Here is a 22963-nt window from a genome sequence, read left to right as displayed (position 1 = left end):
TCGTTTCAGCCCCATTATGCGGTAGTTATGCGGTATGTTGTGCGATATGCGTCGCGCGGCGCGTGCCGTGGCGCGGTGCTATTCCGAGAATGCCCACTCCAGAATGGCCTTCTGGATGTGCAGGCGGTTTTCTGCCTGATCGAAAATGATGGAGGCCGGGCTTTCCATAACCTCGTCGGTCACTTCCTCGCCCCGGTGGGCGGGCAGGCAGTGCATGAACTTGGCGTCGGGCGCGGCAAGGGCCATCATGTCGGCATCGATGCAGTACCCCTTGAAGGCGGCCTCGCGCTTCTTCTGCTCTTCTTCCTGGCCCATGGAAGCCCACACGTCGGTGTTCACGTAGTGCGCGCCCTCGACCGCCACGCGCGGGTCGTGGGTGAGGAATATCTTGGCCCCGGCGTTCAGGGCGTAGCCCAGCAGTTCGCGGTCGGGCTCGTAGCCTTCGGGGAAGGCCATGAACAGCTCGAACGGAAAGTAGATGGCCGCTTCTATCCATGAATTGGCCATGTTGTTGCCGTCGCCCACCCAGGCCACGCGCACCTTGGACAGGTCGGGGGTGCGCTCGTACATCGTCAGCACGTCGCCCATGACCTGGCAGGGGTGCCCTTCGTCGGTCAAGGCGTTGACCACCGGGATGGAGCCGTATTCGGCCAGTTCGTCGATCTTCGACTGGCCGAAGGTGCGCACCACCATGCAATCGGCATAGCGCGAAAGCACGCGGGCGGTGTCGCGCAGGGGTTCGGAGCGGCCCAACTGGCTTTCCGCCGGGGTCATGAAAATGGTGGAGCCGCCAAGGTGGCGTACCGCCATCTCGAAGGAAATGCGCGTGCGGGTGGACGCCTTTTCGAAGATGAGGATGGCGGTCTTGCCTTCCATGATCTTGCCCCGGTGGGCGGTGTCCTTCATTTCCTTGGCGCGTTGCAACAGCTTCCAGGCGCCCTCGTAGCCGAGGTCCCTGATTCGCTTGAAATGTTTGGGCATGGCTCCATCCTTGTGTTGCGGCACTGCGAAACCTGATGCGGAAAAGGGTTTCCTAGCCTCAAAGCCCGCCGCTTGTAAAGAATGCGCGCCAGCGCGGGCCGATGGGAAGGCGGTCGGAAGTGGCTCCGCAAGGATGGCGGGGCGGCATGAATGGCGACAAGAGCGGCAGCAAGCAAGGGGGCCGACCAGGCTGGCGGTAATTGACGCCCGCCCGCCCCTGTGATGAAACCGCTCCATGAGCACCAAACGCACCGCCAGCAACCGTTCCGCGCCCGCCGCGCCGGAATCTCTCACCGTGCACACCGACCATGTGCGCGGCTATCGCAAACGCACCGCCCGCCACCCGGACGAGGTGGTCTTTCAGGTGGTGGTGGAGGAAACCGACCTGTGGGTGACCGCACGCGCGGGGCACCCCGGCCAGCCTGTACTGCCCGATCTGCCGGACCAGATCGCCGCCTACGTCACCGAGTTGCGCGGCCAGATCAAGGCGTGGATGCTGCTTGCGCCTGACTTTCGCACCAGCCTCGTGCCCGTGCCCACGCCCGCAAGCGCCCCGGAAGTGGCCCGGCGCATGGCGCACGGGGCCGACATCGCCGGGGTTGGCCCCTTTGCCGCCGTGGCGGGCACCGTGGCCCAGATGGTGGCGGAGCGCTTTGCCCCGGCGTCACCGGACATCATCGTGGAGAACGGCGGGGACATCTACATCTGCTCGCGGCGCGACCGGGTGGTGGGCCTGCTGCCCGACCCGGCCAGCGGCGAGATGATCGGCGTGGTGGTGAAGGCGGCGGACTGCCCGGTGTCGCTGTGCTCGTCGTCGGCCACCATCGGCCATTCGCTGAGCCTGGGGGTTGGCGACATCGCGGCGGTGCGGGCGCGCGATGCCAGCCTGGCCGACGCGGCGGCCACCCTGTTCGGCAACATGCTGCGAGGGCCGGACGACGTGCCCCGCGTGACGGAACGCGCCGCGGCCATGGCGCATCTGGGCATAGAGGGTGTGTACGCCCAGTGCGGCGGCCGCGTGGGCATTTGGGGGAACATGGAGCTTGCCGTGGCCTGACCTGCGGCGCACGGGGCCTGCGGGAACCATACGCACTTTGAGAACCGGGCACGCCAGACAGGAGACGGCGCGCGCCGCAGCCCGCTATCGGAATTCGTAGCTTTCCTTGATATTCCGGAACAATTCCAGCAGAAAGCGGTCCGGCACCGTATCGCCGTTGATGGCAAGGCGCGAGAGCCGGGTGACGTGGTTGCCGCTGGGCGTGGTGACCGGCTGCAAGGTCAGTTCGTGGGTGCGGCTGCCGCCCTGCCTGCCGCTGGCGGGTTCGTCGGTGGTCAGGCGCAGCACCCAGGCAGAGCTGGTTCGGGTCCACCCCATGGAGACGCGATGCCGCCGGGCGGCGTGGCGGTCCACCAGTGCCAGCAGTTCACGCAGGGTGAATGCCTTGTCGCGCCCGGATACGCCCAGGTATTCGCCGTTGCGCCGGATGACCAGCGGCCTGTCGAACAGGGTTGCGGGCGGCGTGGTGGCCGAATCCTTGCCGGAGCCAGCCCGTGCATGGCCGGATTCCGCCTGCGAGGCCGAACCGGAAGCGCCGGTGGCCGAGGGACCGTCCGCCCGCGCGTCGGCAGCGGAGGATTCCTGATCGGTTGTGTCTTGGCGGGAAGTGTCGTGGCCGGTGGTGTCTTGACCGGAAGCGTTCTGGCTGGCCCCGGCAGCATCGGCGTGCACGCCATCACCAGCCGCGCCTTCCGCCCCGCCTGCGTTGCCCCGCTCCGCTTTGGCACCGCCTGCATCGCCCCCCGCCGGCCCGGCGCCCGCAGCCCCCGACACCACCGTGTAATAGTCGTCCACAAGGCGGGTGACGGCTTCGGTGCGTTCGCGGCGCAACAGGTCCAGCGCCTCGTCCAGCCGGGCCGCGCGCTCGTCAAAGGCGGCCAGCAGCGCGTCGCGATCGGCGCGCAGATCCTCCACCTGACGGCGCAGGCTGGAAAGCTCCGCCAGCATGTGCCCCTGCACCTGAAGCAGCGTGGCCATGCGGTCGAGCATGCCGGGCAGGCCTTCCACGGCGGGGTCGGCGGGGATGCCGTCCGCCATGCGCGAGGCATCATCCGGCGAATGATCCGGCAAGTGGCCCGGCGAGGAGTTCGGACCCGACATGACATCGGATGCGCGGGGCCTGTCCCGCAGGTGCTGCTCCGCCCCGGTGCCGGACGCCCGCGCGCCCGACCTGGCGCCCGGCTGTCCATGCTGCCCCACGGGGGCGGACAACGCGGCCACAAGCTCTTCCAGCCGTTCCTCTATTTGCTCCGCCGCCACGTTGCGTGTGTACATGCTCCTGATCTCCCTGAAGATGTCCAGCACATGCACGGGATAGCGCAGCCGCCTGCCCCGCCCTTCTCCGGCGGGCAGAAAGCGCGCGAACCTGTCCTTGTAATAGGCGATACTGGAGGGGGGCACGTCGAGGCGGCGGGCGATTTCGCGGAGGGTCAGCAGTTCGCGGATCATGAGGAGGTGCTCCAGTTCTTGTTGTTGCACAGTTGCGCGACAGGGAGGATTTTGTCAAGAAATCCGCATAAAAAAATTGTCTAGAAAATTGTCCAACAACCTTGGGCAACTGGACTTTCCGGATGCTGGCGCAACGGAAGCGGACAAGGGAGAAGGCCGGGAGGGGGAAGGAAGGAAGGCACGCGCGTTGAGGACGCGAAGCGATACATAGATGAGGGATGAGGGGGATGCAGACAAACGGAGGGGCAGGCAAAAACCGTGCACGTAGGGCGGGCCGAGTCAGGAATGGATCGAGAAAACTCGTAGCGGATACGGCCTCACCAGCGAGCCAGGGAGACATGCGAATGCCCGCCATCTCCCTGCCCTGCCCGGCATGCACCACCCGCCGCCGCCCCACAACCCGCTTGACTTCAACTGCCAACTTCCATATCAAGCATTTCTCGCTTCCGGCGGAGACATCCGCCCAAGCCAGCAGGCCAACTTAGCTCAGTTGGTAGAGCAGCTGATTCGTAATCAGCAGGTCGCGAGTTCAAATCTCGCAGTTGGCTCCAGAGAACAAGGCGTTACCCCAGAAATGAGGTAACGCCTTTGTTCATTTCAAAATGGGCGTTCTAATATTCCGTTAGGTGAAAGCATCAATCTCATTCTTGCCCAATTTTCTCCTTGATCCTCCTGTGCCATTCAAACTCGTCAATCCCCACTCTGCCCAACGAGGGAACAGCCTCACTAGCAAGCTTCAAAGCATGGGACTGTCGAAGGTCGGCAAGCCAGCGATAGCGTTTTCCCTGCACATCAGTAAAATAAAAAAACTTGTCTGCTTCATTCATAACAGCCAAAACGGAGTCCTCTCCGTTAAAAGCAATAGCTTCCATGCACTTCCATGAAATCTGCTTCGGGATAGATACAAATTTATCCTCCCCGCCATAACGCACAACATATGACGCCTTATTTATACCACTTGTCATCTCTCCCTTGATGCACGGGAAAAGACGCTCTTCATTTCTAATTCGAACGGCATCGCATTGCGGCACTATGCATACGAACACCTCTGGCCTACCATCTTCGCCAGTGCGCACCATCATCGTTCCCTGGTGCAGCACAGGGACTTCTTTTCCCGTGTATGGACGTGTACCTGTTTCGCTTTCTGCACTGAGCATTGACATCCTGCAAAAAGCATAGCCACCATCCCCACCATCCCGAGCCGGTGTGCAAAATATTTCTAGCAGTTTTTCTATCTCGGGAAGATTTTTAACTTCAGCAGAAGATTCAAATACCGACAGCACCGATCTTTCTGAAATTGCCCACGACTTCTTTCCCTTACACCGCTCACACACCTTATGATATCTTCCACTCCCCCGACACACAACGCACGCCCTATCATTGCCCCTACACAGCGTGCATGCCGTGCGGACACGTCCAGTACCACTACACGTCGCGCATCGGTATGTTGATGATTCTATTGTTTTCGCTATGTACTGCTTAAGCGAATCAGGTGAAACAAGACTCTTTATCTTGCCATCCCCGCTCACAAGCTTCCCATTTTCTTCCGACACAAGCCCTACGATGAAAGAATGCGCATCCTGCTTGTTTGGTATCAATGCCGTATGTAGAAGGAACGAAGAATCAAGCCCCTTGTTGAAAGCCCCAAGAAGATCATGTGAACGCTCACGTATGGCAGATATTGCGTGGAGCGCCACGGAAGGAACCAGCCCATCAACCAGATCGGAGAAGGCATCTACAACATGCCTGGGGAGCTCGGATGGTTTCGCCGAATAATGGCGTTCTTCCGGCATCAACCCGGCTGGACCGCCAACCTCGTTCTCGCCTGTCTTCTTAAGAACCAGAATCCTTCCCCGCGCATTCTGCAAGCCGAATCCAGCACCCTCGGGCAAAGAGGAAAGTCCAAGATCTGTCAAGTACCGTGCCAGATCGTCGCGTACCCCTGCAGGTTCTTCTGCAGTGTAAATGATGATGAGCCTCACGGGCGCTCCGTGAGCGACATCAGCCATCACCAGAGCCTTGATTGCTTCCTTGCACGGGCCTGTATCGTTGCCGACTCCCAGGTGCCAGTCGATTATGGCCGCATCAGCCTGTTTCAAAAGCTGCAGACACGTCCCGACGATATCCTCACCCTGCTCGGGACGGTACACCGCGCAATTGATGCCCTGCTGCGCAAAAGCCTTCGTGACCTCGCCGACATCGAGCGGATTGACAGCATTCTGCGGCACGCCGCCCATATAGGCATCGTTATCGATGACGACGACAGACCGAATGAAACGCAAGGCAGCTTCCCTGGAGCGCTCACGACAGGCTGCGAGCGCTGCAGTTCTGAGAGCATTCGGGGCAGGAGCCTCTTCGACTGGCAGATGGGCTTCAGGCATGTCGTTCCTCTTGTCGCTTCGGGGTGGGCGCTGATGTCCAGATCTTGAACACGGGGAATGCATCCTTCCCACATGCTTCCAACGTAATTTCGTACCCGGCTTCCCGCAGGGCCTTTCTGGCGATGGCTAGCCCCATCCCCCTGCCACGCAGCTTTCGGGTATAGGAAAGTTCGAATATCTGCTCCGCATCCCGTTCAGCAACACCGGGGCCGTTGTTGCTGACAAGATAGCCGGTGGCGTCGGCATCGAAGAATATGGTGCGGCTGCCGTCATCGTCCTTGAGGTTTCCGTCGCTCGTGCGCGAAAGCCAGAAAAGGGCATTGTCGACGACATTTATGAACGGCGGAAGAAAGGTAGCGGGAAACGCGGTGACCGCATGCCGTTCGAATGCCTGAGTGCTCTCCCACCGGACATTGTGGCGCTTGAAACGTTCGGCAAATATCTGCAGCAGATACTTGCGAATGTTCGCCCCCGCGAGTTCGATGGGCTTCCGGTAGAGGCGTCGGTTGAGGGGGGCGAACATGGAAAGATACGTATCGAGATGTTCGAAGCTGGCGCGTACCAGGCTGTAGCTGTCCTGTGCGCCGGGGTCATCCGAAACGGCCCCCTTCAGCCTGTTAAGGCCATTGCGGATTGCGACGACGGACGAATTGAACTCATGCTGGATGATGCCGATGGCTGTGCCGAGATGGGCAAGCTCCGTAGAGCGGTCAAGCTCTTCCTGCAGAACCTGCCCCCTGTCCTCGAGGGCCGCCGTCGTTTCGTTGAGCAGGGTGTTTTCCCGCAAGGACTCGAGAACCGCCTGCAGCGAGTCGCGCAGACGCTCCAGTGTCTCGACCTCGCCCTGCACTGCCGAAGCAAGGTTTCTTTCGATACGGTCCTGAAGCACCATGGCTGCGGTATCATCCATGTCCGCCAAGGATTCGCGCTCCAGATCAGCGAAGGCCTGCTTGAAGGTGGCATCGAGCGTGGCCAAACCTTCCCGGGTGCGTGCAAGCACTTCCTTGCCCAGTTGGTCCGCATCCTCCCTGGCATGCTTGACGATGGCCCGCGCCCGGGTGTTTTCGCGCTTTTCCCGCTGTTCCAGAGCCTGCTGGAGGCGGCGACGGCGCGACACGAGCGCACGTGCGGCACCGATGGCCTGGGTTATCCTTTCATCCACTTCCTTCTCGAAGGGGGTGAACAAGTCCGACTCGAGGCGGAGGGTAATGGCGTTTGCCCGTTCGAGCTCGGCCTGCATCTTCTTGGTAAGCCCGACACTACGGGGGCGGACAAGACGGCATGTCTCGCGCAGACCGGCGAGGGCTTCGTTCATCTCCGCTTCAATCTGCAGCAGAATGCGTGCGGCTTCTTCGGGCGATTCTTCCGCAACATGCATGAGAACATCGTTCATGCGGCTTCGCAGGCGCTCCACGGCCTTTTCAGGCTCGTGCGCCTCTATGCGCCCGAAGAATGCGTCGATCTCCCGCGCAAGCTTCTTTCGCTTTTCAATGACACTTTTCTCACGCTTTTCAAGCAGTTCTGCCTGCCGCTGAAGCTCGTTCTTCTGCTCCCAGAACGTACCGTAGACGGAGCTTTTTTCCCTGAACCAATCCGTGGCAAGCAGCCTGAAGAGATTGATGAGCATGTTGCGGAACTGGCGATAGGCCATGTTCTCGCGAAAACCCTCGCGACCTGCCTTTTCCTTCAGCTCACTGTTGTCCTCGAAGGTAAGCTCCACGGCGCCAAAAATGCGTCTGTAGGAGAAGTACCAGTCTTTTGCGGCCTTGCTGCGACGAGTTTCTATGAACAAATAATCCTGATCGCTATTGCCGTAGGGAAGAACGCGTATCCCCTCGCGATACACATAGAGCCCACCGAAGTTGTTAAGCTTTTCCACTAGGGGCTTGTATCTGTCCGGAGGCAGCAGACTTTCTTTCGGATTCCCTTGGAGACACGCAAACTTGATTCTGAACGGACCGCACTTGGTGGGCTGATGGTGTGCCCCGTCCCATGCCACCGTGTATGGTTGGGGTGCATCGCGGTAGATCTGCACCGTTCCGCTGAACTGACCGTACTCGTCGAATGTGCCTTCGATATGCTGATCCGCCATGCGGAATTCCTCGGGAGTGAAGAATTCCGTGTCGCCAAGGACGTCTTCAACGGTGCCGTCGCGTCTGTGGTCGAAGAACGCCGCGCGGATGGGTACGTCCCCTTTGTCCGGCATCATGGTATTGGAAAAGCCGCGAAGGAACCGGAGAAGCGCCGGGGGGAAATCGTCCATCCTGTCATCGATGTCGCGCTCGAGCACGGGGTCCGTATCGCACACGATGAATGCCGTTCCTCGGGCAGCAAAAAGCGGAATATCTGCCACCAGATCGGCAATGCGCGGCAGCGCATTTTCGCATGACGCCAGTTGCGCCTCTATGCGCTTGCGAATTTCCGGCACGATGCGGGGGCGCAGGGAAAGATAATTCCGACGCGCATCCGCAAGCAGAATGCGCAGGGCATCCTCGTCAGGGAGACTATCCGTCGGGAATGCTGCAACGGCGATGTCGATCTTGTCGATCTCTATGCCGGGCGCCTCGAACATCGTCCAGTTGATGAACGCGGCCACCAACTCTTGCAAACCATCTGCACGTTCAGCCCGGGAAAGCACGAAAACCTGCGGCCCCACGGTGGCAATGGCAAGGCGGCCTATACCCTTTTCACCAAGAGAGGGGCGGCTGGGCTTGTTCGGGTCCGCATAGGGTCTGCTGAGCAGAAACTCCTCGTTTTCCCGGTCCGTCCCGAACCGTTCAGCTTCCGTGATCTTGCTTTCGGTGCCGAGGGTAAGCCAACGCTCCTCGAAGTCCCTTTCCGTCATCCCCACGCCATCGTCATGAAGAACGAGCAGCGCATCCTGCCGGTAGTAGCGGGCCGTGACGTTGTCGGCATAGGCGTCGTAGGCATTCTTGAAAAGCTCGTGCAGGGCGTTGGGTATGCTCGCCATCTGCTGACGCCCGAGCATGTCGAGCGTCCGTGCCTTCACGCGGACCCGGGCCATCATGCACTCCGTTGGTTCTGGTCGAGAAGGGAAAGCGTTCGCGCTGCCGAACAAGCCACCACCTGCGCAAGCTGCACCGGCACGGCATTGCCTATCTGCCGGGCGATGGCGGCCGGGCAGCCGACAAAGGAGTACTCATCCGGAAATGACTGCAGCCGGGCTGCTTCTCGCAGGGTTATGGCCCTGTCGTCTCGCGGATGCATGAAGCGCCCCCTGGTGACGTCGGTACACCCCGTCGTGAGCGTGGGGGCGACGTTGCCCCACCCCATTCGCCCGTACACGTCGGGATGCCCTTTATGGCCCTTGTGACAGGCAAGCTCGAGCTCGGGCGGCAGCGAAAAACGACTGCCGCCATCCTTGGGGATGTGTCGCATGCGTTGCAGGGCAATTTCCTGATGGTTCCTGGCAAAGTGGAGCGGGTCAGCCGTTGCCTGCCCCGACGCAAGCGGGGGAAGATCGCCCAATGCATCCCGTACGGTACGGCGAGCACCCTCCGGCGTGATGGGCTGCGGCAGTTGCGGCAGGGGCACGCCCGGTGCCGCTGCAAACATGATGCAGCGCATGCGGCGCTGCGGAACTGCATAGTCTGCCGCATCCACCCGAACCGGCAGTCCGAGGGTGTAGCCCTCTGCCGAAAATGCTGCTTCGAGTTGCCGGATCTGGCTGTGGTTGGCCGGTGAGGCCAGCCCCGGCACGTTTTCGAAAAAGACAAGACGGGGGCGCAGCCCAGCAACGAAGCGGGGTGCCTGCAGTATGAGATCCGCCCTTTCATCACCTACCCGGTGGCGATTCTGGCTGCTGAAAGGCTGACAGGGGGCACACACGACAAGCAGGTCGACCCCCCCCGCAGGCAAGCTGCCCTGAGGCAGGAGCGAGAGGGGTTCGACGGCACGGATATCGTCGCGCACGAGATGCACGTCTGGATGGTTGGTGGCATAGGTCTCGCAGGCAACAGGATCGCAATCGAGCGCCGAGAGCACGCGAAAGCCGGCCTGCTTGAGGCCCTGTGTCACCGCACCGCAACCGCAGAAGAGGTCAACGGCGATCGGTGGTTCGGGCTCGCGACGAAGTGCCGTGCGCCTTGCCTGGCGTGTGGTTATTGCCTTTGAACACATGAAGAATCCATAAAAGAGAAGTGGCCAGCAAGCAAGGATATCTGCAGGATGGGTACGTCTATACCGCCACCAACGCATGCCTCTTTAGAACGGTGCCGTAGCAATCGCAACCCCCTGCCGTCTGGGGCACACAAACTCCGGGACAACGAGCCCAGCCCATTAAAGTCACAAAATTAAGACTTAATACAACAAATCCGTTCACGAAAATCCATAACCCCTCCACAAAATGAATATGCAGGGAAACGGCACCAGGCAGGGCAACCCAGAGAACCGCATGAAACAGGAGAATCTTCGCTTCAGCCAAATGGACGGGGCTCGCAATTTCAAAAGGCCCGGTCCTGCCCCCCGCTACTTAATGCTTTTCTATATACATTAACATGATGCCACCACCGTCGCAAGCTCCCAGGCGTTGCGCGCCTTCTCATCGCAGACCTGCCAGCACCTCCCCCCATTCGCACCACCACGAACACCCGCCGCTCCGAACGTACATCCCCGTACACCTCGCCGCACCACCCCACTCCACACCGCTCCATCAAGCTTCGCACGCGAACGTACTTTTGTCGCGCACCGCCCTCGCATAACGTACCGCCCCGCACCATATTCGCATTTATCCCCACACATTCCGCACGTCATAGTCACTCCTGCCCCCGTTACTGGCGCACACCACATGCATGGCACACCCCATGCAACAGGTGCGGCGTACCCGATGCGCAATCCCCACGCATCGCATTCCAAAAACGGAGGCCCATCATGACCAGAAAGATCGCCATTTACGGCAAGGGCGGCATCGGCAAGTCCACCACCACGCAGAACACCGCCGCCGCCATGGCCCACTTCCACGACAAGAAGATCTTCATCCACGGCTGCGACCCCAAGGCCGACTCCACCCGCCTCATCCTGGGCGGCAAGCCGCAGGAAACCCTGATGGACGTGCTGCGCGAGCAGGGCGCTGAAAAGGTGACCATCGACAAGGTGGTGAAGAACGGCTTCAAGAACATCCGCTGCGTGGAATCGGGCGGTCCGGAACCGGGAGTGGGCTGTGCGGGGCGCGGCGTCATCACCGCCATCGACCTCATGGAAAACCTTGGCGCCTACACCGAAGAACTGGACTACGTGTTCTTCGACGTTCTGGGCGACGTTGTGTGCGGCGGCTTTGCCATGCCCATCCGCGACGGCAAGGCGCAGGAAGTCTACATTGTGGCATCCGGAGAAATGATGGCCATCTACGCCGCCAACAACATCTGCAAGGGCCTTCTGAAGTACGCCAAGCAGAGTGGCGTGCGCCTTGGCGGCGTCATCTGCAACAGCCGCAAGGTGGACCGCGAGCGCGAGTTCCTTGAAGAATTCACCGCCGCCATCGGCACCCAGATGATCCACTTCGTGCCGCGCGACAACATCGTGCAGAAGGCGGAATTCAACAAGAAGACGGTGACGGAATACGACCCCACCGAAAACCAGGCGCTGGAATACAGCCTGCTTGGCCAGAAGATCATCGAGAATACCAACTTCGTCATCCCCAAGCCCCTCACCATGGATGAACTGGAAGCCATGGTCATCAAGTACGGCATCGCCGACTAGATCGCCGCCCCCTCCAATCCGTACCGGCGCACCCCGCCCCACACAGACCGCAAGGAGCGATTCCATGGCTCTCAAGATGATCAAGGCGATCGTGCGGCCAGAGGCCGCAGACACCGTGGCCGACGGCCTCGCCGAGGCGGGTTTCGCCTCCATGACCATGATCCACGCCTTTGGGCGGGGCAAGCAGAAGGGCATCACCGTGGGCAGCATGCACTACGACGAACTGCCCCGCACCATGCTGGTCATGGTGGTGGAAGAAGCCAGCGTCGAGGAAATACTCACGCTCATCAAGTGCAAGGCGTACACGGGCAATTTCGGCGACGGCAAGGTGTTCGTCTCGCCCGTCGAGGACGCGCTTACGGTGCGCACCGGCGTGAAGGGCCTGTAGGTGGCGTCATGAAAGAGATCATCGCCATCATCCGCCCCAAGAAGATGGGCGCCACAAAAGAAGCACTGGACAAGCTGGGCTTTCCCTGCCTTACCGCCGTGCCGGTGCTGGGACGGGGCAAGCAGCAGGGCCTGGCTGGCGAAATCGGCACGGAGGTCAACCCCAAGGTGCTGGAGCAGGGCAAGTTCCGCAAGATGAAGTACGTGCCCAAGCGCATGATCTCGCTTGTGGTGCCCAGCGCCAGCGTGGACGCCGTCGTCGGGGCCATCGTGGCGGTGAACCGCACCGAGCAGATCGGCGACGGCAGGATATTCATCTGCCCGGTTGAAGACGCCATGCGCGTGCGTACCGACGAACACGGCGAAAGCGCCATCCTGTAGCGCGTCCGCGACAACTCGTCGCACTCCGGCGCGCCCCATCGCCTGACGGGACGCACCCAGTAGCGCCACATCTTGCCCATCTCACGAGAGAGGAACGAGACATGCCTTACCATCTCTTCAAATGCAGCGAATGCATACCCGAGCGTGAAAAGCACGCCGTCATCAAGGGCCCCGGCGAAACGGTGACCGATGCGCTGCCCCTCGGCTACCTGAACACCATTCCGGGCTCCATTTCCGAGCGTGGCTGCGCCTACTGCGGCGCAAAGCACGTCATCGGCACGCCCATGAAGGACGTCATTCACCTGAGCCACGGCCCCGTGGGCTGCACCTACGACACGTGGCAAACCAAGCGCTACATCAGCGACAACGACAACTTCCAGCTCAAGTACACCTTCGCCACCGACATGAAGGAAAAGCACATCGTGTTCGGGGCGGAAAAGCTGCTGAAGCAGACCATCATCGACAGCTTCAAGGCCGTGCCGCACATCAAGCACATGACCATCTACCAGACCTGCGCATCCGCCCTCATCGGCGACGACATCAACGCCATCGCGCAGGAAGTGATGGAAGAAATGCCCGACGTGGACATCTTCGTGTGCAACTCGCCGGGCTTCGGCGGCCCCAGCCAGTCGGGCGGGCACCACAAGATCAACATCGCCTGGATCAACCAGAAGGTGGGCACCTTCGAGCCGGAGATCACCAGCGACTACGTGATCAACTACGTGGGCGAATACAACATCCAGGGCGACCAGGAGGTCATGCAGGACTACTTCAGCCGCATGGGCATCCAGGTGCTGTCCACCTTCACCGGCAACGGTTCGTACGACGGCCTGCGCGGCATGCACCTGGCCCACCTGAACGTGCTGGAATGCGCCCGCTCGGCGGAATACATCTGCAACGAACTGCGCCAGCGCTACGGCACGCCGCGCCTGGACATCGACGGCTTCGGCTTCGAGCCGCTGGGCAACTCGCTGCGCAAGATCGGGCTGTTCTTCGGCATAGAAGACCGCGCCCAGGCCATCATCGAGGCAGAAACCGCCCGCTGGAAGCCGGAACTGGAATGGTACAAGGCCCGCCTTACCGGCAAGAGGGTATGCCTGTGGCCCGGCGGTTCCAAGCTGTGGCACTGGGCCCACGTCATCCACGACGAAATGGGCGTGGACGTGGTGTCGGTGTACACCAAGTTCGGCCACCAGGGGGACATGGAAAAGGGCATCGCCCGTTGCGAGGAGGGGGCGCTGGCCATCGACGACCCCAACGAACTGGAAGGGCTGGAAGCCATGGACATGTTGCAGCCGGACATCATCTTCACCGGCAAGCGGCCCGGCGAAGTGGCCAAGAAGGTGCGCGTGCCCTACCTGAACGCCCATGCCTACCACAACGGCCCGTGGAAGGGGTTTGAAGGCTGGGTGCGCTTTGCGCGCGACATCTACAACGCCATCTACTCGCCCATCCATGAGCTGGCCAAGCTGGACATCAGCAAGGACGAAATCCCCGCCGACAAGGGCTTCGTCACCCGGCGCATGCTGTCGGACGCCAACCTGCCCGACGAAGTGCGCAACGACCCGAACACGCGCCCCTACACCGGCAAGTACGACAGCCTCGTGGACCTGCGGGGCAAGACCTACCCCACCTTCGAGCCGCAAGCCGTCGCGGTGTGACGCGGTGCGACACGGAGACCACCACCATGGGCGACGCAATGAAGGATGACGTGATGAAGGACCGCATCGAGCAGTTTGTCGACTACATCATGAAGAAGTGCCTGTGGCAGTTCCACTCCCGCGCCTGGGACCGCACCCGCCAGAACGAGGGCATCCTGACCAGGACAAGGCAGCTTCTGTGCGACGAGCCGGTGGACATTTCCACCCCGGATGCCCGCTGCTACTGGGTGGACGCCGTGTGCCTGGCCGACGCCTTCCGCGCCCGCTACGCGTGGCTGGCGGACATGAGCAAGGACGAGATCGCCGCGCTCATGCAGGGGCTGCACGAACGTATCGAATTCCTGACCGTTACGGGTTCGCTGAACCTCGAACTGACCGACCAGAAGTACTAGGGCTGGATTCTGAATGGTCTTTTCGCCCGTTGGCGTCGTCAAACTTCGCCTGCCATGTCGGTCGAATACGAGAAGAGTATACTCCCTCATGGCAGGCTCGTTTTCCTTGCCAACGAACGAAAACCCTCATTCGGAATCCAGCCCTGGAAGACCGGCTGAATGCACTCCGGCGGCGCCAGCGCCGCCCGCCACGGGGCGCAACCCCCACTACTCAGTCCCAAGAGGAAGACCGCCATGGCCTGCGAAATAAAGGAAAAAGAACGGCCGGGGTGCATCAACCCCATCTTCACCTGCCAGCCGGCGGGGGCGCAGTTCGCCAGCATCGGCATCAAGGAATGCATCGGCATCGTGCATGGCGGCCAGGGCTGCGTGATGTTCGTGCGGCTGGTCTTCTCGCAACACTTCAAGGAGAGCTTCGAAATCGCCTCTTCTTCGGTGCACGAGGACGGCGCGGTGTTCGGTGCGTGCGGCCGTGTCGAAGAGGCCGTGGACGTGCTGCTGATGCGCTACCCCGACGTGAAGGTGGTGCCCATCATCTCCACCTGCTCCACCGAAGTCATCGGCGACGACATCGACGGCGTGGTCACCAAGCTGAACGCCGGGCTGCTGAAGGAAAAGTACCCCGGCCGCGAGGTACACCTTATCCCCATCCACACCCCCAGCTTTGTGGGCAGCATGGTCAGCGGCTACGACGTGGCGGTGAAGGACTTCGTCAGCCACTTCGCCACCAGGACCGAACCCAACGGCAAGCTGAACCTGCTTACCGGCTGGGTGAACCCCGGCGACGTGACCGAGCTGAAGCACCTGGTCTCTGCCATGGGCATCGACGCCACGGTGCTGTTCGAGATCGAAAGCTTCGATGCGCCGCTGATGCCCCACGGCAACCACGTGGCCCACGGCACCACCACCATGGACGACCTGCGGGGCACGGCCAACGCCATGGGCACCATCGCCCTCAACCCCTATGAGGGCGGCAGGGCGGCCAAGTACCTGCAACAGGAATTCGACATCCCGACCATCATCGGGCCAACGCCCATCGGCATCCGCAACACCGATACCTTCCTGAAGAACCTGAAGACGCTGACCGGCAAGCCCATTCCGGAATCGCTGGTGCGCGAGCGCGGCATTGCGCTGGACGCCATCACCGACCTGACGCACATGTTCTTTGCCGACAAGCGCGTGGCCATCTACGGCAACCCGGATCTGGTCATCGGCCTGGCCGAGTTCTGTCTGGACCTGGAAATGAAGCCCACCCTGCTGCTTCTGGGCGACGACAACCCCAACTACAAGACCGACCCGCGCGTCAAGGCCCTGCAGGAGAACGTGGATCACGACATGGAGATCGTGACCAACGCGGACTTCTGGGAACTGGAAGACCGCATCAAGAACAAGGGGCTGGAACTGGACCTGATCCTGGGCCACTCCAAGGGCCGCTTCATCTCCATCGACTACAACATCCCCATGTTCCGCGTGGGCTTTCCCACCTACGACCGGGCGGGCATGCACCGCCACCCCGTGGTGGGCTATGCCGGGGCCACCTGGCTGGCCGAGCAGATGGCCAACACCCTGTTCACGGACATGGAATACAAGAAGAACAAGGAATGGGTGCTCAACATGTGGTGATGCCGCCCACACGGCTCGTCCACGGAACCGCCGCCGCACCCGGACATTACGCGGGGGCGCGGCGGTTCCGCCGTTTTTACCATCGGCAACCCACGGGAGGCACCATGAGTGGCACCACGAAGTTTTCAGGCGGCACGCCCTGCCACGCCGCACGCGCCGCAGCATCGTCGCCCGCACGCGGTGGCGATGGCGATACGTCCGGGCACGCCCCCAGCCTGCCGGTTCAGACGGCTCAGTTTATCGAGACAACGCAGGCGGTCATGAGCTACGGCAGGCCGGATCGGGCCTACCTGTTTGCCTACGGTTCCAACATGAACCCGGCGCAGTTGCGCGCCCGTTGCTCCACCCTGCCCCGCGTGGTGGCGGTGGCCCGGCTGTCCGACCACCGGCTGTCCTTCCACGGGCACACCCGCATCTGGGACGGCGGGCTGGAAACGGTAGCCGCCGCGCAAGGTGAAGAGGTGTGGGGCGTGGTGCTGGAACTGACCTTCACCGATCTGGGACGGCTGGATGCCTGGCAGGACGCCCGGCTGGACGGCGCGGGCAGCTACTTCCACTACCCGGCCACGGTGACCGATGCCGAAGGCTGCCTCCACCATGTGCTGCTGTACAAGAAGGACGTGCTGGGCAAAGCAGTGCCACCCAGCCGCGAATATCTCGACTTCATCGCGCGCGGGGCCGAGGAAGGCAGCCTGCCAGCCGCCTATCTAGCCCGGCTGCGCGCCATGCCCTGCCGCCCGGCGTCGTACCCGGCGCCCCGTTATCCCCGCTTCGACCGGGGGCTGCTGGCGGATGTTTCGTGCGACACCTGCGGTGGGGGGGACGGGTAGCATTCCTGATGCGCGTATTCCTCGCATCCGCGACAGACTCACCCTCGCTGAAGAGAACACGCCGTTCACTGCTGCATGTCGTGGGGGTAATATCCGAAAGGGTCTGCCATGCTGCTTGCCTACTGTCGACGGTGCCCCTCCTGCGCTAATGTATTGATGAAAAGTCGTTCCGTGAGGTATCGATTTCAAAACGGAGGTCGGTATGCGGAAAGACATGCTATCGCTATGGGATGTTGTGAAGAGGACGTTGAAAAGAATATGCAATGTCGTTCTCGTATTATGCGCCATCTTGGCCATCGCCATCGCGTATCTTATGCTGGCTGGAGCCCCCACGGGAAAACAGGTCGGTAATGCTCTGTTTTTTCTTATCGGCTTACCCGCGTTCTGGTTGCTTGTGTGGTTCCCATTCGGAGAACTCGCTGAACTCGTCAGGGATCGGCACGAAGACCGAGAACGCATGGAGGAAATGAACGGTCTTATTTTTCGGCTTTCAACGGAAGTAAAAGAGCTACGTGGATACATTGCATTTAAGACAAATGTCACCCCTATCGACGGAAACATTGATTGGCACGTCTTCCATGAGAAATCTTGAAATTATGAATGATCTTGATTTCTGCGCTTTCTGCCGTCTCCCTGAAAACTTACAGGAGTTGTCACTATGAAAAAAGCAATCGCCATTATCTTATTCTTCATGATCTCTGGGTGCGCCAGCATGAATGAAACAATTATCAAGCAAGAGCATATCACAGAAATTTCCAACTTCCCCATGCAATGGTCTTCTCCAGCTCCGCATTACAACACAGACTTTACACTCCGCAGAGGAGAGATAATTGGAGACTATACCATATCTGGAGTTGCCAGGCCTACGGAACTCCTAAAACCAGTTTCATACTCTGAACTCACGTTTGTATTCTACTGCGTAAAAGGTCAAAACGTTGTACATTCCTTCCACATGCTTGCACGGCCCGACACAGACGGGTCTGTGCGCATTCAAAAGGATTTTCACACAGACCAAGATTTTGACGGAGTGTCATACCGTTATGCCGTGCGGTATCGACGGTATTAACACCCCCCCCAGCCGCACCCCGCTCACCGCACGCACATTCCCCCATCCCGGCGTATTGCAAAAGCCGCCCTCGGAACCATCCGGAGGCGGCTTTCAATATCCAAGCCGCATGCTGACCGCACGCATCGCGACACAGACTGGCACCCCGCATCTGTGCCGCACTGGCACCCCGTGGACTTCACGGGCAGGCCGTCCAGACTGGATCCATCCTCACCATAGACGGCGCGCAGCATGTCCAGCACCATGCCAGAGCAGGCCACGGTGTTGACCCCGTGCGAGGTCAGCACCGCGCGGGGCACGTCGCTCAGTGCCTTCACCCGCACGGCGCGCGCCTCATTCCCCGTATAACTGTTGGAATTCACCGCTGCGTTTCATTTCCCGCAGTGTTTCCGCCACGTGCCATGCCAGCCCGGCATGCCGCTTGTGCAGCCAAAGATACCCCTTGACCACTTCCATGTCGCCAACAGAATGTATCTCCGCATAATCCGCATGGCCCGTGGCGACACGGGACTGCAAGAACGCCTCAACCCGCTCGCTCACGTCGATGTAGACATCCACCCGCCCTCGCAGCAGGCGTTGCAGCCCTTGCTCCAGCGTATCGTTTTCATAAATCCGTTCAGCGGGCACGTACCGTCGCACGTTATCCAGGCATGCCACCACGCCGCGCGGACATTCCACCCGCGCGGAAACATCCTTCAGGCTCTCCCACCCGTCCAGCACAGGCCCGTGCAGGCAGTACGCCCGCAGAACCTTTTCATGATGGGGTTCCTCGACGCGCACGAGATTGCGAAAGTGGTTGCCGTACTCGTACACGCGACTGAGCTCGCCATCGGCAAGCCCACGCTCCGCAAGGTCGCTGGCTCGCCGGGCGGGCACCTCGCGGTAGCGGACCCCCAGCCCCAGCCGCCGGAACACCTCGGTGTACACCCGCAGCAGTCGCTGCACCTCGTCGTCCGAGGCAGGCCAGGGCCCCACAAGCTCCAGTTGGTCTTGCCGGTCGGAAGACGCACGGTCCCCGGCATGCGCAAGGCCACCAAACAGCACGACGGCGATCATGGCCACCCAGGCCACCCGCAGCACGCATGCCCCCAGGCCCATGCGGCGGCTTCCGGCACGTCCGCGCGTCACTGGCAAGTTCCCTGCCCGGTGGACCGGTTTCCGGTACATGCGGTCCCCCTTCCCTGTCCCAACCGCTTTCACGCCCCCGTTGGCGTACATGTTCCGCTGCCCTGTCGTCATGGGCAGGCGGGCCGGAGCGGCTGCTCCGGCCCGCCATGCCGCCGCGCACTCCGGCGCGGCCACGGCAACCATGGGGGGTTAGTTGCCGTCTGATTTCATGTCCGCGATAAGCGTCTGCAATACCTGTGACTGCCGGGCAAGCTCGGACATGGCCTGCGAGGCCTGCCCCATGGCCTGCGACGTTTCCGAGGAAATGGTGGCCACGTGCTCGACGGAACGGCTGATCTCCTCGCTGGCGGCGGACTGTTGCTCCGAGGCCGTGGCGATGGACCGTACCTGGTCCGATGCCTGCTGCACGAGTTGCACGATGCGGTGCAGTGCCGCGCCGGAACGCTCCGCAAGGGTGGTGGCTTCCTCGATGGTGCGGGCGGACCGGTCCACGTTGTCCATGTTCTTGCGCGTCCCGCCCTGGATGCCGTTAATGGCCTCGCCCACCTCCTTGGTGGCGGTCATGGTCTTTTCCGCCAGTTTGCGCACCTCGTCGGCCACCACGGCAAATCCCCGTCCGGCCTCGCCAGCGCGTGCCGCTTCAATGGCGGCGTTCAGCGCCAGCAGGTTGGTCTGGTCGGCGATGTCGGAAATCACGCCCATCACCTGGCCGATGCCTTCCGCCTGTCGGCCCAACGCCGCCATGTCGTCCTTCAGTGCCATCGATTGCTGACGCACCTCGCCAATGCCCTTGACCACGCTGTTCACCACCCCGGCACCATCCTGGGCTTCCTGGCGCGCCTTCTCCGACGTTTCGGCGGCTTGGGTGGCGTTGCGGGCCACTTCAAGCACCGTGGCGTTCATTTCCTCCATGGCGGTAGCCGTCTCACCCACGCGCTGGGCTTGCTGTTCAGCCCCGCGGCTGGACTGCTCGATCTGCGCGGAAAGCTCCTCCGACGCCGATGAAATGATTTCCACCACCCCTTCAAGCTGGCGTGCGGCCTGCATCATGCCTTCGGCCTTGGCGCGCTCTGCCTGCTTGCGAGCCTCGTCTGCCTCATGCATGGCCACCAGGGCCTCCTGTTCCTTGCGCGCGGCCATGGCGCTCTTGTCTTCGGCCTCGGCGATCTTGGCCTTCAAGGTATCGACCATATGCTGCATGGCCACGTACACCCCGGTGTACTTGCTCGGCCGAAAGGTGACCCCGAGATTTCCGGCGGCTATCTCGTTGGACAGGGCATACAGATAGCCCGGGTCCTCACCGAGTTGCGACAGTGTGGAACGAATGATGTACGCGGCGCACCCGATTCCAAGCAGCAGGGAAATTGCCATCAATGCAAGGTTCACCGAGCGGGCGTGCCCCGCCTCGCGTTCCGCGCTGTTCCCCGACACCTGGGAGCCTTGGTCGTTGTATGCAACCAGCGCCATCAGCGAGGCCATGGCCTCGTTGAACACGGGGCGGCTCTTGACCACCGTTATCTCCCTGGCATCACCTTTCTTCTGTTCTCGCGACAGGGCCAAACTGCGGGCGAGCAGATCGCGGTATTCACCCACCGTGGGCGTGAACTTCGCGTACAGCGCCTTTTCTTCCGGAGAAGAAATCAGCTTCTCGTAGCGGGCGAGACTTTCGTAGAAGTCAGTCCTGGATTTGTTAAGCAGCTTTTCTACCTCGGCCATCTGGCCCGCATCATCGGTGGCGATGTGCAGCAGCTCTGCCCGCCTGATTTCGTTGAACAATGCGCGAATATTCCCCAGTTCCTTGACGCTGGGCATCCAGTTGCTCGTGATGTCCACCATGTCACGCAGCACCTGACCGAACATGATGTTGCCGTATCCCCCCATCACGACAACCAGCAGGATGACGATGCCAAACGCGCTTGAAAGCTTGACGGAAAGTTTCATGACGATTGCCCCCTGACGTTATCTGACGTTATCTGGCGACAATGAGCTACCGATGAACGCATATCGCCTATTTGTTGAAGCGTGCACATCTTTTTGTCATTGTGCTTACCATACAGAAAATACACTTTTACTCTCAAGTATTATTTTTTTCACATTCGTCTACAGCAATATAGCCACAAGCAAGCGATTGCTCGCATTCACAAATGGCACTTAGACCTGACAACATGAAACATTGTCCCGTCATGACGTGGCCTTCGACAGGTCCGGCGGCATGCAGTCCACGCGGACCGGACATGCTCGCAACGGTACAAGCATTGCCTGCCCGTGAAAAAGAAAAGGGCGCCCCACAAACGGGACGCCCGGTCGGATCATGCCAATCTTCGCGTGATCGGCGCGTATCGGCCGCCTACGGATATTCGCAGAGACCTTCGCCGGGACGGTCCCCCCGGTGTTCCACAAGGCATGGGGATCCCGTCCCCTTGCCGTCCGCCAGGGTGCAATCCGCACCCTGGCGGTCGCCAGCGTGCGAAGGGCCGACGCGGACCCCGGCGGCGCCCGTCCCGTACACAGCGCGCAGCATGTCGAGGACCATGCCGGAGCAGGCCACGATATTGACCCCGTGCGAGGTCAGCGCCGCGCGCGGCACATCGCCCAGGGCCTCCACCAGCAGGGCGCGGCAGTCGTGCAGGCCGCACGCCAGTTGTTCCCAGCGGCCCGGACTGTCCGGCGCGGGCAGGATGCGTTCTTCCACCAGCCGGAAGCCGCCGCCTTCCAGTGGCTCCCAGATGTGCAGGGTCTGGGCCTTGCCAAGGTGCAGGTTTACCCGCAGCCCACCGCGCGAGGCCACGGCCACGTAGGGCCGTGAGTCCCCATCCAGGGCGGTTGCGCGCTGCGGTTCCGGGTGTGCCGCGCCGGTGGTGCGCCGCAGCATGCCGCCCCCACCGCACCCGCCGCCTCCGCCGCATCCCCCACCGCTGCCGTCACCGCCGCCGCAGCGCTTCTTCCGCACGGGCTCGCCCACCCTGCCCGGCCCTGCCGGGGTCAGGCCGCCGCAAGCGGCCAGCACCGGGGCCAGTTCGCCGGATCGGTCCTCGCACAGCAGGCCCACGGCGTCGGCCCGGCAGCGGCGACAGTGGGTCATTTGGGGCAGCAGGGCCGCCCCGGCCAGACGCAGGGTTTCCATGAGCGCGGGCGCGGGTTCCGCCACGTCGGCAAACGGGGTGCCGGGGTTGGGGTGCAGGGGCATCAGGTTGTGCAGGTCGGCGCCCAGCGCGCGGGCCATTTCGGCCACGGCGGTGACGTGAGTGTCGTTGACGCCGGGAATGACGATGGTGTTCACCTTCACCGCAATGCCACGCGCCTTCAGCCCGGCAATGGCCTGCTTCTGGCGGTGCAGCAGCAGTTCCGCCGCGTCCTGCCCGCGCAGGGTTGTCCGACCGTCGCGCACCCAGGCATAGATGGATGCGCCGATGGCCGGGTCCGCCGCGTTGCAGGTGACCGTGGCATGGGTCACGCCGAAGGCCGCCAGGTCGTCCAGATGGGCGGGCATGGCCAGGCCGTTGGACGACAGGCAGAACAGCAGGTGCGGGTATGCTTCGCGCAGCAAGCGCATGGTTTCCAGCGTGGCTTCCGGGTTGGCCATGGGGTCGCCCGGCCCGGCAATGCCCGCCACGGTAATGCGCGGTTCCGCCTCCAGCACCCGGTGCATGTATTCCAGGGCCTGGCGGGGCTTCAGCACCGCGCTGGTCACACCGGGGCGCGATTCGTTGGCGCAATCGTACTGCCGGTCGCAGTAGTTGCACTGGATGTTGCAGCCGGGGGCCACCGGCAGGTGTACACGGCCGCAGGTGCCGGACGCAGCCTTGTTGAAGCAGGGATGCTTCGAGGCGTCACGCGCGGTAGCGGCAGGTTCGGCGGCGTTCATGGCGGCTCCTTTCTCACGGTGCGGTGGACGGTTGGGGTGAACAA

17 protein-coding genes and 1 tRNA gene are annotated in these 22963 nt (G+C 61.7%); 10 read left to right on the top strand and 8 right to left on the bottom strand.

The window, feature by feature from the left end; all coding sequences use genetic code 11:
* Nucleotides 1-78: 78 nt before the first annotated feature.
* Entirely contained in the window at nt 79-981 is a 903-nt protein-coding gene (argF, locus tag ABWO17_RS03675) for an ornithine carbamoyltransferase (RefSeq protein ID WP_353116195.1), read from the bottom strand.
* Between the two features lie 235 nt (nt 982-1216).
* Between argF and ABWO17_RS03670 the strand changes: the two genes are divergently transcribed.
* A complete protein-coding gene (locus ABWO17_RS03670) occupies nt 1217-2038 on the top strand; it encodes a UPF0280 family protein (RefSeq protein WP_353116193.1) in 822 nt (273 codons plus the stop codon).
* A gap of 84 nt (nt 2039-2122) precedes the next feature.
* Here the strand turns inward: ABWO17_RS03670 and ABWO17_RS03665 are convergent, their stop codons facing one another.
* The gene (locus tag ABWO17_RS03665) at nt 2123-3487 is read right to left on the bottom strand and encodes a MerR family transcriptional regulator (protein WP_353116191.1); all 1365 of its coding nucleotides are present in this window, start codon (nt 3485-3487) and stop codon (nt 2123-2125) included.
* Between the two features lie 475 nt (nt 3488-3962).
* Between ABWO17_RS03665 and ABWO17_RS03660 the strand changes: the two genes are divergently transcribed.
* Nucleotides 3963-4038, top strand: a tRNA-Thr gene (locus ABWO17_RS03660).
* Between the two features lie 90 nt (nt 4039-4128).
* On the opposite strand, the gene ABWO17_RS03655 is transcribed toward ABWO17_RS03660, so the two are convergent.
* The 3 genes from ABWO17_RS03655 to ABWO17_RS03645 are packed head-to-tail and all read right to left on the bottom strand — an operon-like array spanning nt 4129 to nt 10008.
* The gene (locus ABWO17_RS03655; protein ID WP_353116189.1) at nt 4129-5868 is read right to left on the bottom strand and encodes a response regulator receiver domain; all 1740 of its coding nucleotides are present in this window, start codon (nt 5866-5868) and stop codon (nt 4129-4131) included.
* Complete coding sequence (locus tag ABWO17_RS03650; RefSeq protein WP_353116187.1) at nt 5861-8893, bottom strand: ATP-binding protein; 3033 nt, start codon at nt 8891-8893, stop codon at nt 5861-5863. Before ABWO17_RS03650 ends, ABWO17_RS03655 begins: the two co-directional genes overlap by 8 nt.
* A complete protein-coding gene (locus ABWO17_RS03645; RefSeq protein WP_353116185.1) occupies nt 8893-10008 on the bottom strand; it encodes a DNA cytosine methyltransferase in 1116 nt (371 codons plus the stop codon). The genes ABWO17_RS03650 and ABWO17_RS03645 overlap by 1 nt, the downstream gene beginning before the upstream one ends.
* A gap of 750 nt (nt 10009-10758) precedes the next feature.
* Between ABWO17_RS03645 and nifH the strand changes: the two genes are divergently transcribed.
* The 8 genes from nifH to ABWO17_RS03605 all read left to right on the top strand — a co-directional run bounded on the left by nifH (nt 10759) and on the right by ABWO17_RS03605 (nt 17452).
* Entirely contained in the window at nt 10759-11586 is an 828-nt protein-coding gene (gene nifH / locus ABWO17_RS03640) for a nitrogenase iron protein (protein ID WP_353116183.1), read from the top strand.
* 64 nt (nt 11587-11650) lie between these two features.
* Nucleotides 11651-11974: a P-II family nitrogen regulator gene (locus ABWO17_RS03635; RefSeq protein ID WP_353116181.1), complete on the top strand. Its 324-nt coding sequence runs from the start codon at nt 11651-11653 to the stop codon at nt 11972-11974.
* 8 nt (nt 11975-11982) lie between these two features.
* Nucleotides 11983-12354, top strand: a complete 372-nt coding sequence (locus tag ABWO17_RS03630) for a P-II family nitrogen regulator (protein ID WP_353116179.1) — start codon at nt 11983-11985, stop codon at nt 12352-12354.
* A 101-nt stretch (nt 12355-12455) separates the two neighbouring features.
* The gene (gene anfD, locus ABWO17_RS03625; RefSeq protein ID WP_353116177.1) at nt 12456-14015 is read left to right on the top strand and encodes a nitrogenase iron-iron protein, alpha chain; all 1560 of its coding nucleotides are present in this window, start codon (nt 12456-12458) and stop codon (nt 14013-14015) included.
* Between the two features lie 26 nt (nt 14016-14041).
* Nucleotides 14042-14407, top strand: a complete 366-nt coding sequence (gene anfG, locus ABWO17_RS03620) for a Fe-only nitrogenase subunit delta (protein WP_353116175.1) — start codon at nt 14042-14044, stop codon at nt 14405-14407.
* Nucleotides 14408-14641: 234 nt separating this feature from the next.
* Nucleotides 14642-16030 (top strand): Fe-only nitrogenase subunit beta, encoded by a 1389-nt coding sequence (gene anfK / locus ABWO17_RS03615; protein ID WP_353116173.1) that lies wholly within the window; start codon nt 14642-14644, stop codon nt 16028-16030.
* A gap of 104 nt (nt 16031-16134) precedes the next feature.
* A complete protein-coding gene (locus tag ABWO17_RS03610) occupies nt 16135-16860 on the top strand; it encodes a gamma-glutamylcyclotransferase family protein (protein WP_353116171.1) in 726 nt (241 codons plus the stop codon).
* Nucleotides 16861-17062: 202 nt separating this feature from the next.
* The gene (locus ABWO17_RS03605; RefSeq protein ID WP_353116169.1) at nt 17063-17452 is read left to right on the top strand and encodes a hypothetical protein; all 390 of its coding nucleotides are present in this window, start codon (nt 17063-17065) and stop codon (nt 17450-17452) included.
* Between the two features lie 807 nt (nt 17453-18259).
* On the opposite strand, the gene ABWO17_RS03600 is transcribed toward ABWO17_RS03605, so the two are convergent.
* The 3 genes from ABWO17_RS03600 to ABWO17_RS03590 all read right to left on the bottom strand — a co-directional run bounded on the left by ABWO17_RS03600 (nt 18260) and on the right by ABWO17_RS03590 (nt 22919).
* Nucleotides 18260-19024 carry a transporter substrate-binding domain-containing protein gene (locus ABWO17_RS03600; protein ID WP_353116167.1) on the bottom strand — a complete coding sequence of 255 codons (765 nt, stop codon included), beginning with the start codon at nt 19022-19024 and terminating at the stop codon, nt 18260-18262.
* Nucleotides 19025-19243: 219 nt separating this feature from the next.
* The gene (locus ABWO17_RS03595) at nt 19244-20995 is read right to left on the bottom strand and encodes a HAMP domain-containing methyl-accepting chemotaxis protein (protein WP_353116165.1); all 1752 of its coding nucleotides are present in this window, start codon (nt 20993-20995) and stop codon (nt 19244-19246) included.
* Between the two features lie 406 nt (nt 20996-21401).
* On the bottom strand, nt 21402-22919 hold the full coding sequence (locus ABWO17_RS03590; protein WP_353116163.1) for a radical SAM protein: 1518 nt from the start codon (nt 22917-22919) through the stop codon (nt 21402-21404).
* Nucleotides 22920-22963: the final 44 nt, after the last annotated feature.

This window comes from Nitratidesulfovibrio sp., assembly GCF_040373385.1.
Taxonomy (GTDB): domain Bacteria; phylum Desulfobacterota; class Desulfovibrionia; order Desulfovibrionales; family Desulfovibrionaceae; genus Cupidesulfovibrio.
Note: the sequence above shows the minus strand (reverse complement) of the source record. Positions and strands in the feature narration are given on the sequence as shown.

Coding starts and splice junctions, on each gene's coding strand:
- ABWO17_RS03655 (WP_353116189.1), bottom strand. CDS start 5,868: ATGCCTGAAGCCCATCTGCCAGTCGAAGAGGCTCCTGCCCCGAATGCT.
- ABWO17_RS03635 (WP_353116181.1), top strand. CDS start 11,651: ATGGCTCTCAAGATGATCAAGGCGATCGTGCGGCCAGAGGCCGCAGAC.
- argF (WP_353116195.1), bottom strand. CDS start 981: ATGCCCAAACATTTCAAGCGAATCAGGGACCTCGGCTACGAGGGCGCC.
- nifH (WP_353116183.1), top strand. CDS start 10,759: ATGACCAGAAAGATCGCCATTTACGGCAAGGGCGGCATCGGCAAGTCC.
- anfK (WP_353116173.1), top strand. CDS start 14,642: ATGGCCTGCGAAATAAAGGAAAAAGAACGGCCGGGGTGCATCAACCCC.
- ABWO17_RS03630 (WP_353116179.1), top strand. CDS start 11,983: ATGAAAGAGATCATCGCCATCATCCGCCCCAAGAAGATGGGCGCCACA.
- ABWO17_RS03650 (WP_353116187.1), bottom strand. CDS start 8,893: ATGGCCCGGGTCCGCGTGAAGGCACGGACGCTCGACATGCTCGGGCGT.
- ABWO17_RS03645 (WP_353116185.1), bottom strand. CDS start 10,008: ATGTGTTCAAAGGCAATAACCACACGCCAGGCAAGGCGCACGGCACTT.
- ABWO17_RS03610 (WP_353116171.1), top strand. CDS start 16,135: ATGAGTGGCACCACGAAGTTTTCAGGCGGCACGCCCTGCCACGCCGCA.
- ABWO17_RS03600 (WP_353116167.1), bottom strand. CDS start 19,024: ATGGGCCTGGGGGCATGCGTGCTGCGGGTGGCCTGGGTGGCCATGATC.
- anfG (WP_353116175.1), top strand. CDS start 14,042: ATGGGCGACGCAATGAAGGATGACGTGATGAAGGACCGCATCGAGCAG.
- ABWO17_RS03665 (WP_353116191.1), bottom strand. CDS start 3,487: ATGATCCGCGAACTGCTGACCCTCCGCGAAATCGCCCGCCGCCTCGAC.
- anfD (WP_353116177.1), top strand. CDS start 12,456: ATGCCTTACCATCTCTTCAAATGCAGCGAATGCATACCCGAGCGTGAA.
- ABWO17_RS03590 (WP_353116163.1), bottom strand. CDS start 22,919: ATGAACGCCGCCGAACCTGCCGCTACCGCGCGTGACGCCTCGAAGCAT.
- ABWO17_RS03670 (WP_353116193.1), top strand. CDS start 1,217: ATGAGCACCAAACGCACCGCCAGCAACCGTTCCGCGCCCGCCGCGCCG.
- ABWO17_RS03595 (WP_353116165.1), bottom strand. CDS start 20,995: ATGAAACTTTCCGTCAAGCTTTCAAGCGCGTTTGGCATCGTCATCCTG.
- ABWO17_RS03605 (WP_353116169.1), top strand. CDS start 17,063: ATGCGGAAAGACATGCTATCGCTATGGGATGTTGTGAAGAGGACGTTG.